Genomic DNA, 12666 nt, shown 5'->3' with positions numbered 1-12666 from the left:
GAAAATCCGGCCGCAGCCGGATCGGGAGAACGCTTTCGCGGGGGCAAGTGGCGGACCGAACGGGATTCGAAAGGTCAAGACGCTCAGCAACAGACGGCAGGTAAGGAACTGCGGTTGCCCCCTCCCGCAACCAATGCCTCGCAGTCGCCAGCTGCATTCGGTGAGAGGCGTTTACCTCGCCCTCCCGCAACCATTTTTCCAAAATATATCAGATACTTAAAACCCGAGTGTTTCACTTGTGAGAACGGCGGTGCAAAACTCGGCCACGGTAGCGGCGGGATAGTCCTGCTGCGGGCGGCGTAAAAACCGGCCACTTTGCTCTTCTTGTGACGGCAAGAGGGGCGTGGAGATGCATACCGTGGATTTGTATTTGAAGGTTCGCCTGGCGTGTGGCGAAGGCATGAGCCAGCGAGAAGCAGCGCGTCATTTCAATGTTTCGCGCGACAGCGTGGCCAAGATGCTGGCGTTTTCAGCGCCGCCCGGTTATCGGCGTCAGCAGCCGATCAAGCGCCCCAAGCTGGACGGGTTCACCGAGATCATCGACGCGTGGCTGGACGGGGATCGTGAGACCCACCGCAAGCAGCGCCATACCGCCAAGCGGGTGTATGACCGGTTGCGCGAGGAGCACGGTTTCACCGGCGGCTACACGATCATCAAGGACTACATCCGGGACCGCGAGCGGCGTGGACGTGAGATGTTCGTGCCGCTCGCCCACCCGCCCGGGGATGCGCAGGCGGATTTCGGCGAAGCCATGGTGGTCATCGAGGGCACCGAGCAGAAGGCCCATTTCTTCATCCTCGATCTGCCGCACAGCGATGCCTGCTTCGTGCGGGCCTATCCTGCGGCGACGGCGGAGGCCTGGATGGATGGCCATGTTCATGCCTTTGCCTTCTTCGGCGGCGTCCCGCAGTCGGTCCTCTATGACAACGACCGCTGCCTGGTCTCGAAGATCCTGGCGGACGGGACGCGCAAGCGCGCCACGCTGTTCAGCGCCCTGCAGTCGCATTACCTGGTGCGGGATCGCTACGGGCGGCCCGGCAAGGGCAACGACAAGGGTAAGGTCGAAGGGATCGTCGGTTACGCCCGCCGGAACTTCATGGTGCCGGTCCCGTGTTTTGCCAGCTGGGACGCGTTCAACGCGGATCTGGAGGCCCAATGCCGCAAACGCCAGAACGAGATCCTGCGCGGCCACAAGGAAACGATCGGCGAAAGGCTGCAGCGCGATCTGGCGGCGATGAAGCCCCTGCCCGGGGCGCCATTCGAGGCTTGCGCGCAGGCCAGCGTCCAGGTCAGTTCGCAATCACTCGTGCGCTACGAGACCAACGATTACTCGGTTCCCGTCGCCTATGGTCACCAGAATGTCTGGGTGCGCGGCTATGTCGATCAGGTCGTGATCGGCTGCCGGGGGGACGTCATCGCCCGGCATCCGCGGTGTTACGCGCGCGAGGATGTGGTCTTCGACCCGGTCCACTACCTCCCGCTGATCGAACGCAAGATCAACGCCCTGGACCAGGCTGCGCCTTTGGCGGAATGGGATCTGCCCGAAGAGTTCCAGACCCTGCGCCGTCTCATGGAGGCACACATGCTGAAGATGGGTCGGCGTGAGTATGTGCAAGTCCTGAGACTGCTGGAGACATTCGGCCTCGACGACCTCCACGCGGCGGTCAAGGATGCGCTGCGCCTGCGCGCGACAGGCTTCGATGCGGTCAAGCATCTTCTGCTTTGCCGGATCGAGAAGCGCCCGCCCAAGCTGGACATGGCCAGCTATCCCTACCTGCCGCGTGCCGACGTCGAGACGACCTTGACCGCGAGCTATATGACCCTGATGGCGGAGGCGGCGGAATGACGGAGGCTCCGCAGATCCTGCTCGCCCATCACCTGAAGACCCTGAAGCTGCCGACCTTCCTGCGCGAATACGAGAAGCTCGCCCGTCAATGCGCCACCGAAGGGCTGGATCACGTTCAGTTCCTGGCGCGCCTGGTCGAATTGGAGATGATCGACCGCGAACGCCGGATGGTCGAGCGTCGCATCAAGGCGGCGAAGTTCCCGGCCGCCAAGGGCCTGGACAGCTTCGACTTCAAGGCGATCCCGAAGCTCAACAAAATGCAGGTGCTGGAACTGGCCCGCTGCGAATGGATCGAGCGGCGCGAGAACACCATTGCCCTCGGCCCGAGCGGCACCGGCAAGACCCACATCGCCTTGGGACTCGGATTGGCGGCCTGCCAGAAGGGGTTGCCTGTCCGCTTCACCACCGCCGCGGCGCTGGTCAATGAGTTGATGGAGGCCCGCGACGAACGCCGTCTGCTGCGCCTGCAAAAGCAACTGGCCAGCGTCAAGCTGCTCATCATCGACGAGCTGGGCTTCGTGCCGCTCTCCAAGACCGGCGCCGAGCTGCTGTTCGAGCTGATCTCGCAGCGCTACGAGCGCGGGGCCACGCTGATCACCAGCAACCTGCCATTCGACGAATGGACCGAAACCTTCGGCACCGAACGTCTGACCGGGGCCCTACTCGACAGACTAACCCACCACGTCAACATCCTCGAGATGAACGGCAAGAGCTATCGCCTCGCGCAGAGCCGCGCGCGAAAGTCAACCGACACCGCCTGAGACGACCCTCGCTGCCTTGGCCCTGACGGGCCAAGGCGGCCAGTCATCCGCCAGCTATTTGGGAAGCGCGGCTGACTGGCCGCAGCCACGTGGCGCGCGTTACGCCCAAATCCAAAGTGGCCGGATTTTGTGCCGCCCAATGGCCGGATTTTACTCCGCCGTTGACAACTTGTGTAAGAGCATGCGCGTTTCACTTCAACGCCACCTCAACGTTTTGCGAGTCCCCCTGAAAAGCAGATATCTTCGGGCGACCAGATGCCCGCTCAATGAGGTTCCGTATATCCAACTTCTCACTTGTCGATCCGGTCGTCGGCAGAACGCAGTGAGTGTCGGCCCAGGTGGGTCTGGCATGCCGCTGCCATTGGGCGCAGTTGGCCAAAAAAGTGTGCTCTGCGCCGATCAACAGTCTATCCTTCTCCCTATGTGCAATCTTTATTCGAACACCATGTCTTCGACCGAGATGCGCCGGTTATTCGTTGTGGGTACCGCGCATGACAGGCTCGGGAACGCAGAGCCTTTGCCAGCGATCTTTCCCAAAGGCATGTCTCCCATCGTCGGCATGGATGCCGAAGGCACCCGCTGGTTGCAGAACGCGCATTGGGGCTTCGTGCTGCCGCAGGTCTCGAAGAAGACAGGCAAGCCGATCCAGCCCAAGGCTGTCAACAACGCGCGAGATGACAAGCTGCAACACTCGCGCTTCTGGATGAAGAGTTTCAAGGATCGCCGCTGCCTCATCCCGGCGACCAGCTTCTGTGAGCCCAAAGGCCGCAATCCGGCGACCTATGTCTGGTTCGGTGTGAGAGGTGACGGCGTGCGCCCCCATTCGCTCTGGCCGGCATCTGGCGCGTCTTCAAAGGCAATTATGGCGGGGATGAGAACCGCGAGATGACCACCTCATCCATGGTCACGACCACGCCGAACGCGCTGACCAAAGAAACGCATCCCGATCGGATGCCGATGACCCTGGATCCGAATGACTACGAGACATGGCTGACCGGCACGCCGGATGAGGCCTTTGCCCTGATCAGGCCCTTCCCGGCCGACAGCAATGTCATCCATCAAAGCGGCGAAGGTCTCAAATCGGATCCTGCGCTGCGGGTCTGGACTTTTCTGGATAACCACGCGACTTGTGGGAGACGGCCTCATTGCACCGACCGGCCGAAATATGCCGGAACACGGTCTACCCACTTCACACAGATGACCTCGGACACGATCGATCTGGTCGCCACCGCAGAGACCGACGCGAAGAACCCTTTGCTGTCAATGGTGCCCGCATGATGCGCTGCAAGCGCAGCCGACCGTTCCCAGCTTCTTTACGGACGGTCAAGTCATCGGCGAACGCAGGCGCAGCACCCGACACGCAGGGCGGGAAGTGTGAATTCGCTGCATCAGCAAGATTTTCTCGGTGCAACCTCGAAAGCGGACACATGACGGATTCCACCTCGCAGCCAGTGTCCACAACCTCAGGAAGCTCGAAATGCTTCCTCATATCCCGAAAGCAGCCCGCTGGCGAAGAGCAGGCGCACGCGCCTCAAATCTTAGAAGGAGGGCAATCTGGCTACCGAACCGGATTGTTCAACGGAATAGCTCAAATCAACCCTTGCGCAAACGGAGCTGTCCACAAATGGCAGCACCACAAGGACTCCTCTCACCCGCTGACGGCCGCCTAGAACCGCTCACCGCCGGTTGATTTGGCGCAAGGCGCCCGCTCGAATCCAGGGTAGTATGGCCTTGCGACAAGGGAAAGGATATCCGATGTACAACAATGTTCTGGTTCCGGTGTCATTTGATACCGAGCGCGACAGCGCCGGCTCGCTGGCTGTGGCAAAGCACCTGGCCGGTGAGAATGGCAAGATTGCGTTGCTGCATGTCGTCGAGCAGGTGCCCAATTACGTGCTTTCCGCCTTGCCCTCAGAGTATCAGTCCGATGCCCGCGAGACCGCCGAGAAGGAGCTGGCCGACATGGCCGCGACCCTGCCGAATGCCAGCGCGCATGTGATCGCGGGGCATGCCGGCCGCACCGTTCTGGATTGGGCCGAAAAAAATCAACCCGATTGCATCGTCATCGCAAGTCACAGGCCCGGCATGCAGGATCTGCTTCTGGGATCGACGGCGACCCAGGTGGTGCGCCATGCCAATTGTGCGGTGCATGTGATCCGCTGAGGCGTCGCAGGGGTCGCGCGTTTGGGAGCGGGTCTTTCGGCTCGGCAGGACGCGGTTTCCCAGATCCGCGGTCTCGATCGGGGACGCGGGCTTAATGGCTTCGCTCATCCGCCTGACGGCAAAGGCCGCGCATGCGGCGTCTGGACATGGAACCATCCAAGGCATCGTGCAGACGCGCGATCGGAACATTGTCAGGTACGGTCGGTGATTGGCTGTTGGCCCCGGGCCGGGATGCCCACATATATCCTGTATGGTATCCGACTTCTTCGCCTCGCTATGGCATCGCGCCCAATACATCCCGCTGTGGTCCGCGCTGTCTGCCACGCGCCTGCGCAGCCTCGATCATCGCGCCCGGCTTTTCGGGGGTATGGTCGGTCTTGCGATGCGCTGGTTTCCGCCCGCGCGCTGGCGCTTCGACAAAGAAGTGCTGCGGGTGTTTCCCGACATGCCGCGCGGCCAGCGCGCCGCCCTCAGGCGCGAGATGGGTCGCAACATGGGGCGCACCCTGTTCGAGATCCTCCGCAGCGCGGAGTTCCAGTCGAGACCGGACCGCTTTCATGTGTCCGGCCCCGGACTGGCCGCGTTGGAAGAGGCGCGCGCTGTGGGAAAGGGAGCGATCGTCGTGTCCGGGCATTTCGGGCAGTGGGACGCGGTGCGCGCCGTTCTGAAAGCGCGCGGGATGGAGACCGGCGCCGTCTATCGCAAGCAGAAGAACCGCTTTTACCAGCGCGGGTTCCTCGCCGGCATCGAAGAGGGCGGCCGGCCGGTGATCGCGACGGGACGGGCCGGCACGATGGAGCTGGTGCGCCACCTGCGCCGGGGTGGCTTTCTGGCCATCATGCTCGACGAGAAATATGCCGAAGGCGAACGCGTGCCGTTCCTCGGCCTGCCGGCGCTAACATCGACGGCGCCCGCCGCCCTGGCGCTGAAATACGATCTGCCCCTTGTCCCCGCCTACGGGACGCGCCGGCCGGATGGCGCGGAGTTCGATGTCGAATTCGAAGCTCCCATTCCCCATTCGGACGCCCTCACGATGACAAAAGCCGTCAATGACAGCCTTTCCGCCCGCGTCCTCGACAATCCGGGACAGTGGTACTGGATGCTGCGCCGGTGGACGGGTGCCTGACGCCGCCAGCGCGGGTGAAGGCGGCGGTGACCGCGCCCGGCGGAAAGTTGGTCATCCCGGGGCCGGGACCGGCGCTGTGACGCTGTGACAGGGCCCGACCGGTTGCGGGCCTCGCCCTCGCGGATCTCAACCCCGCTGGTATACGTGATCCGGCCAAGGCGCGTTCGAGCGGCGTCTCATCGCGGATCAAACTTGCCGACGGGGATCTTGAGATACCTGTGCCCGTCGGCCTCATCCTCTGGCAGGCGTCCGCCCCGAATGTTGACCTGAAGGGCGGCGAGCATCCGTGCGGGCAAGGGCAGTGTCGCGTCGCGCGCGTTCCGGGTCGCGATGAATTCGGCCTTGCCGATCCCGTCTTTGACGTGGCGGTTTCGCAAGCGATGTTCGGCCACGGTCGCCATGTATTCGGGCGCGGCATCCTCATCCGGGTAATCGTGACCGACGTAAAGCCGGGTATAACCGGGAAGATCGAGGATCATCCGGAGCGAGGCCCAGAGATCTTCAGTGCTGCCGCCGGGGAAATCGGCCCGGCTGGTGCCGCGTTCGGGCATCATCAAGGTGTCGTGGACGAATGCCGCATCGCCAGCGACATAGGTGATCGAGGCCAGCGTGTGACCGGGCGAAAACATCACCTTCACGGGGATCTCGCCGACCATGAAATCCTCGCCCTCGGCGAACAGATGGTCCCATTGCGTGCCGTCGGTCGGGAAATCGTCATCCAGATGGTAGAGGCCCTTCCAGAGTTCCTGCACCTCAGTCACCTTTTCACCGATGGCAGTGGGTGCGCCAAGTTTCGTGGACAGATAGGGGGCCGCGCTGAAATGATCGGCGTGGGGGTGGGTGTCGAGCACCCGGACCACCTCGAGTCCCTCGTCGCGGACATAGCTCAGGATCTCGTCGGCGCTTTCGGTGGTGACCGCCCCGGCCTCGGGGTGGAAGTTCCAGACCGGGTCGACGATGGCGGCTTTCCGCGTCTCGGGGCAATGAAAGACATATTGCAGGCTGCCGGTCGGTCTGTCGAAAAAGGCGCGGATGATCGGGGTCATGCGTGTATCCTGCGTTCGGGTGTTTCAGCGGAACGGCGCGCGCGTCCGGAAATCCATCATCTCAGGAAGGCCGGCGTCAGGTCGGGTGCCGCCAACCTCGGCCAAGCGGCGGTGGCATCCGCCCTGCCAACCGCGCGCGCAGCAAATATCTTGACCACCAGGAACGAACGCGCGCCCGTGCCGGTCATGAACGGTACGGGCAAATCCTCTTCGGCGGCGGCCCAAGTATCGGGAAAGGCGCATCATGCATCCATGAAACAGGTCTTCAACGCGTTCCCCGGAGCTGCCCGCGCCTGGGTTGAGAGCCACGTCGCACGCGTCAGGACCTTTGCACGCATCGAGACGGCGCAGCGTCCCGTGTGTCTCCGACGCCACTTGGGCGCGTCCCTGTTCGGAATGGGTCGTACTGGCGTCCATTATTTCTGACATCCGGGCTCGTTTATTCTCTGTGGCCGTGAAGGCGGTGGTGTCTGCGCCAGCGCATCTGGCATGGCGACGCAGATCACCGTGGCGCCAAGGAGACCTCGCATTGGTCCGATGTCGGCCATCGTGAAGCGGCCTTCACTTGAACCGCGACATGGCGCTCTTGAACGCGTCCGACATGGTGTCCCACATCTTGTCGAAGCCGGATTTCATGTCCTCCCACGCGTCGTCGCTGGCTTCCCGCATCTCTTTCAGCTTGGCTTCGGCCTCGTCGCGCTTGCTGCGCATCTCTTTCAATTGCTTTTCGTACTCGGCCTTCGAATCGGCCTCGGCCTCGTCCACCTTGGCTTTCATCTTGTCGATCTCGGCGTTCCACTCGTCGAGCTTCGCCTTGGCTTTTTCGATATACTGTTCGCGCTCGGACATTCAGGATCTCCTTTTGACTAGGGTCGGGTCGCCCCCGAAATGACGAAGTATAGGTGATGTTTGGGCGTGCCCGTTTGATCTATGTTAATGAACGTAGAAAACTTTGGAACCCACCATGTAATGTGAACCGATTTAGATCGAGAAGATGAAAGCCAAGGTGGACGAGGCCGATGCCGTGCTCGCCGCAATGGGACGGCGGCCCAATGTCGAGGATCTGGGGCTGGACACGCTGGGCGTGCCGCTCGACGACAAGGGCATGCCAAGGATCGACCCCGCAACCCTGCGCATCGGCGACCTGCCGATCTTCCTGACGGGCGACGCGAACGGTTATCGCCCGCTGCTGCACGAGGCCGCGGATGAGGGGCATATCGCGGGCCGCATGGCGGCACCGGGTGCCGGCCGCGGCGGCCTGTGCCGACGCACGCCCCTGTCCATCGTGTTCTCGTCGCCCCAGGTGGCGCGGGTCGGCCCCCCGCTGTCTGACCTGCAGCATAGGGACATCGTCGCCGGCAGCGTAGATTTCTCGAGACAGGCGCGGGCGCGCATGGCACAAACCGCCGCTGGTGTGCTGCACCTTCACGCCGACCGCTCCAGCGGTCGGCTTCTGGCCGCAGAGATGTGCGTGCCCGGCGCCGAACATCTGGCCCATCTTCTGGCCCTCGCGGTCGAGCGCGACCTGACTGTGTCCGACATGCTGGCGATGCCCTTCTACCACCCGGTCCTCGAAGAGGGCCTGCGCAGTGCCTTGCGCGATCTGGCAAGGCACGTGCCCGACGCGGGCGGATCCGATCTTTCGGGCTGCGAGGCAATCGGTCATGACGCGCTGGATTGACGCGAACCGTCTCCGCGCCGGCATGAGTGCCATTATCGAGGATCACGTCCAAATATTCCCAGAAAATTGGCCTGACGCCGACCATCGGACTGCTATTCGAGCCTTGTTCTAGGTAATCAGGCCAAGGAGTGCGTGCAATCCTGCAGCCCTGCCTGATGGCCAAGACCCCGATCCGTACTTGGCGTCCCGTAATGTCATCTCGATCTGCATCGGGAGCTGAGTTTCACCATGCCTGACACACAAGATGCCGCGCAGTGGGCCAGGGACCTCCACCGGCAGATCGATCGGCATGATCGCCTTTACCACGTCAAAGACGCGCCGGAGATTTCGGACACGGAATACGACCGGTTGTTCGCCGAACTCCAGAAGCTCGAGCAGGCGCATCCCGATCTCGTAACCCCGGATTCGCCGACGCAGCGCGTCGGTGCAGAGCCGGTATCCGACCTTGGAAAGGTCAAGCATGTGATACCGATGCTGAGCCTTGACGCGGTGCGCACCAATGAGGAGGTCTCGGAGTTTCTCAAGTGGGTCCGTGACGAGACGGGCGACGCCGACAGCATGCTCGTGGCCGAGCCGAAATTCGATGGCCTGTCGATCGAGGTCGTCTACGAGAATGGTGGTTTCCTTCGGGGCGCGACCCGCGGCGATGGCGAGACGGGCGAGGATATCAGCCATACGCTGCGGGCTGTCCGCGCCCTTCCCCTGCATCTGGAAGCAGCCGATGATCTGAGCGACAGGATTGCCCTGCGCGGCGAAGCGATCCTGCCCAGATCGAGCTTTCAGAAGGTCAACAAGGCGCGGGTGGAGCGCGGGGATGCGCCTTTCACCAACCCGCGTAATGCGGCTGCCGGGCTTTTGCGTCGCCTCGATCCGTCCCTGGCAGAGGACACAAGGTTTGCCGTCACCTTTTACGACGCGTCCGGGATCGATGACGACACGGCCCCGACACAATGGGCGCTTCTCGATCGGCTCCGGGACCTCGGGCTGCCGGTGATCGGCAACAGGGCGCGCTGCGGCACGTTTGAAGATGTCGCGGCGTTCCACGATTCACTCCAGCAGGCCCGCGACGATCTGGATTACGAGATCGACGGGATCGTCCTCAAGCTTGATGCGCGCGCGGCCCGGGAGGCGCTCGGCACGCGCAGCCGAAGCCCGAGATGGGCGATCGCCTGGAAGTTTCCGCCGAGGCGCGAGGAAACCCGGATCGCGGATATCGTGGTCAGCGTCGGCCGCACGGGCGCGCTGACGCCTGTGGCGCTGCTCGACCCGGTCGATGTTGGCGGTGTGACCGTGGCGCGGGCGACACTTCACAATGAAGAGGAGGTGCATCGCAAGGACCTTCGCGTCGGGGACACGGTGCGGATCGCGCGGGCGGGCGACGTGATCCCTGAGGTCTGCGAGCGCGTCCCGCGACCGGGTGTCGCGCGGGCAGAGCCATTCGGGATGCCCGATCACTGCCCCTCCTGCGGGGCCGCGGTCGAACGGTCCGGGCCGCTGACCTGGTGCCCCGCCGGGATCGCCTGCCCCGCACAGTTGCAGGGACGACTGGTGCATTACGGCGCAAGAGCGGCGATGGATATCGAGGGCTTGGGTGAAAAGACCTCCGCGCAGCTCGTCGACCGCGGGATGGTGGAGGATATTGCCGATCTCTACGACCTGAGCGTTGAGGGTCTCGCGGGCCTCGACGGGTTTGCCCGCAAATCGGCCACGGCCCTGCATGATGCGATCCATGACCGGCAGGAGGTGACGCTGGACCGGTTTCTCGCAGCTCTCGGGATCCGCCATGTCGGAGAGGACGTCGCGCGCAGGCTTGCCCGCGCCTTCGGCACGCTCGACGAGCTGAAGCAGGCATCGCAGGCAGAGATCGAAGCGACGGGCGGCATCGGCGCCGAAACCGCGGCAAGCATCAGGGCATTTTTCGACGAGCCGAGGAACAGGGAGGTGATCGCCCGGCTGCTTGAGGCCGGGGTGTCGCCGCAACCGCTCGAACAGGAGGGAACATCGCTGAAGGGCAAGACCTTCGTCTTGACGGGCAAGCTGCAGCGATGGACCCGCGAGGACGCGACCGAAGAGATCGAACGCCGCGGCGGATGCGTGGCCTCGAGCGTCAGCGGCAGGACCGATTACGTGGTCGTGGGAACGGATCCGGGTGCCAAGCTGCAGGATGCGCGGGACGAAGGTGCCGAGACCCTGGACGAAGACGCATTCGCGAAGATGCTTGACTGAAGGAGACCGGAGCGATGCCCGTACATAACAGCGAAATCGCGTCGATATTCGACCACGTCGCGGACCTTTTGGAAATCCGGGATGCCAACCGCTTTCGCGTCCGTGCCTACCGGAACGCGGCCAACACGATCCGCGACCAGAGCCGGTCGGTGGCCCGGATGCTCGGCGCGGGCGAGGATCTGAGCGCATTGCCCGATATCGGAGAGGATCTTGCGGAAAAGATCGCCGAGATCGTGCGCACCGGTCATCTGCCGCTTCTCGACGAGATTGCGCGAGAGGTCCCCGAAGCCACGGTTCAGGCCACCCGCATTCCCGGTATCGGGCCAAAGCGCGCGCGGGCTCTGTTCGAGGCGCTGGATCTGACCTCGATCGACGATCTGCAGGCGGCTGCCGAGGCTGGCAGGATCGCCGGGATCGAAGGCTTCGGCCCGAAGACCCAAGAGAAGATCCTTGAGGAACTGAAAACGGGCAATATCACTGACCGCCGGTTCCGGCTCGATACTGCCGAGGAATTCGCCGAGCCGCTGCTGGCATGGGTGCGGCAGATCGACGGTGTGAAAAAGGCCGAAATCGCCGGCAGCTATCGCCGGCGAAAGGAAACGGTCGGCGATCTGGATATCCTTGTCGCAGGCGCGGATGGCGGCACCATCATCGACCGGTTCACGGCCTATGACGAGGTCGAGGATATCGCATCGCAGGGCAGGACACGGGCGACCGTGACGCTGCGATCGGGGCTTGACGTTGACCTGAGGGTGATCCCCGAGGCAAGCTGGGGGGCGGCCTTGCATTATTTCACCGGCTCGAAGGCGCATAACATCGCCGGGCGCCGCAGGGCACAGGCGCGCGACCTCAAGCTCAACGAATACGGCCTGTTCGACGGTAAACACCGCGTGGCCGGCGCAACGGAGGAGGAGGTTTACGACAGCATCGGACTGCCATGGATCGCCCCCGTCCTGCGCGAGAACCGGGGCGAAATCGAGGCCGCGCAGGACGGACGATTGCCAGACCTCGTCACGCGCGACGACATCAAGGGCGATCTGCATGTGCACACCAAGGCCTCGGACGGCAAGAACACGCTGCGCGAGATGGCGGAGGCGGCGCGGGACATGGGGTATGAATACCTCGCGATCACCGATCACTCGAAAAGCCAGACCCAGGCCGGCGGGCTGAGCCGGCACGATCTCGAGGCGCAGATCGACGAGATCGCATCATTGGACGAAAAGCTTGACGGCATCCGTCTTCTGGCCTCCTGCGAGGTGGACATCCTCGAGGAAGGACGGCTCGATTTTCCCGACTCCCTCCTGCGGAAACTGGACCTTGTCGTTGCCTCGGTGCACGCGAAACTCGATCTCTCCGAGACCGAGCAGACCGAGCGGATCCTGCGGGCGATGGACAACCCTCTGGTCACCATCATCGGTCATCCGACCGTGCGGCTGATCGGCGTGCGCAGGGCCTTTGCGGTCGACATGAACCGCCTCGTGGAGGCCGCGAAGGACAGCGGTTGCATGCTTGAACTCAACGCCAATCCGAGCCGGCTGGACCTTAACGACCTTGATTGTCGCATGGCTGCCGAACGCGGCGTTGGCATCGCGATATCCACCGACGCGCATTCCACCGGCGGGCTGGCCAACATGCGCCACGGCATTGATCAGGCCCGGCGCGGCTGGCTCTCGGCGGCGCAGGTGGTCAACACGCTGAGCTGGAGCGACCTATCCGGCAGGTTACGACGAACCTGAGAACGTGAATGGCTGCGGTGGGTGCCGGTCCTGCGCAAGCCGAAGCAACGCGTGAATATTCCACCCGATTGATCCGTATCA

The 12666-nt window shown here is 63.3% G+C and carries 11 protein-coding genes; 9 read left to right on the top strand and 2 right to left on the bottom strand.

Translation table 11 applies throughout. The annotated features are described in order from the left end of the window. The first annotated feature begins 349 nt into the window (after nt 1–349). From istA to ACROSR_RS12610, 6 genes are all read left to right on the top strand, one after another. Nucleotides 350–1846 carry an IS21 family transposase gene (gene istA / locus ACROSR_RS12635; RefSeq protein ID WP_432685572.1) on the top strand — a complete coding sequence of 499 codons (1497 nt, stop codon included), beginning with the start codon at nt 350–352 and terminating at the stop codon, nt 1844–1846. After that, on the top strand, nt 1843–2607 hold the full coding sequence (gene istB, locus ACROSR_RS12630) for an IS21-like element helper ATPase IstB (protein ID WP_432685570.1): 765 nt from the start codon (nt 1843–1845) through the stop codon (nt 2605–2607). The genes istA and istB overlap by 4 nt, the downstream gene beginning before the upstream one ends. Nucleotides 2608–2956: 349 nt before the next feature. Next, complete coding sequence (locus tag ACROSR_RS12625) at nt 2957–3496, top strand: SOS response-associated peptidase family protein (RefSeq protein ID WP_432685568.1); 540 nt, start codon at nt 2957–2959, stop codon at nt 3494–3496. Next, nucleotides 3436–3885: an SOS response-associated peptidase family protein gene (locus ACROSR_RS12620; protein ID WP_432685609.1), complete on the top strand. Its 450-nt coding sequence runs from the start codon at nt 3436–3438 to the stop codon at nt 3883–3885. The genes ACROSR_RS12625 and ACROSR_RS12620 overlap by 61 nt, the downstream gene beginning before the upstream one ends. Before the next feature lie 477 nt (nt 3886–4362). Continuing rightward, nucleotides 4363–4770 (top strand): universal stress protein, encoded by a 408-nt coding sequence (locus ACROSR_RS12615; protein ID WP_432685566.1) that lies wholly within the window; start codon nt 4363–4365, stop codon nt 4768–4770. A 250-nt stretch (nt 4771–5020) separates the two neighbouring features. Further along, nucleotides 5021–5896 carry a lysophospholipid acyltransferase family protein gene (locus ACROSR_RS12610; protein ID WP_432685564.1) on the top strand — a complete coding sequence of 292 codons (876 nt, stop codon included), beginning with the start codon at nt 5021–5023 and terminating at the stop codon, nt 5894–5896. 176 nt (nt 5897–6072) lie between these two features. On the opposite strand, the gene ACROSR_RS12605 is transcribed toward ACROSR_RS12610, so the two are convergent. Both ACROSR_RS12605 and ACROSR_RS12600 read right to left on the bottom strand, forming a co-directional pair. Then, a complete protein-coding gene (locus ACROSR_RS12605; RefSeq protein WP_432685562.1) occupies nt 6073–6942 on the bottom strand; it encodes an MBL fold metallo-hydrolase in 870 nt (289 codons plus the stop codon). A 561-nt stretch (nt 6943–7503) separates the two neighbouring features. Next, nucleotides 7504–7791, bottom strand: coding sequence for a sll1863 family stress response protein (locus ACROSR_RS12600; RefSeq protein ID WP_432685560.1), 288 nt, complete (start codon nt 7789–7791; stop codon nt 7504–7506). Nucleotides 7792–7936: 145 nt separating this feature from the next. Here ACROSR_RS12600 and ACROSR_RS12595 point away from each other — a divergent pair, with 145 nt between their 5' ends. The 3 genes from ACROSR_RS12595 (at nt 7937) to polX (ending at nt 12585) form a co-directional block, all read left to right on the top strand. Beyond that, nucleotides 7937–8623, top strand: coding sequence for an NAD(P)/FAD-dependent oxidoreductase (locus tag ACROSR_RS12595; protein ID WP_432685558.1), 687 nt, complete (start codon nt 7937–7939; stop codon nt 8621–8623). A 228-nt stretch (nt 8624–8851) separates the two neighbouring features. Then, nucleotides 8852–10849 carry an NAD-dependent DNA ligase LigA gene (gene ligA / locus ACROSR_RS12590; protein ID WP_432685556.1) on the top strand — a complete coding sequence of 666 codons (1998 nt, stop codon included), beginning with the start codon at nt 8852–8854 and terminating at the stop codon, nt 10847–10849. 14 nt (nt 10850–10863) lie between these two features. After that, nucleotides 10864–12585 (top strand): DNA polymerase/3'-5' exonuclease PolX, encoded by a 1722-nt coding sequence (gene polX, locus ACROSR_RS12585; protein WP_432685554.1) that lies wholly within the window; start codon nt 10864–10866, stop codon nt 12583–12585. Nucleotides 12586–12666 lie beyond the last annotated feature (81 nt).

This window comes from Roseovarius tibetensis, assembly GCF_050896375.1.
In the GTDB taxonomy this organism is placed as follows: Bacteria; Pseudomonadota; Alphaproteobacteria; order Rhodobacterales; family Rhodobacteraceae; genus Roseovarius; species Roseovarius tibetensis.
Note: the sequence above shows the minus strand (reverse complement) of the source record. Positions and strands in the feature narration are given on the sequence as shown.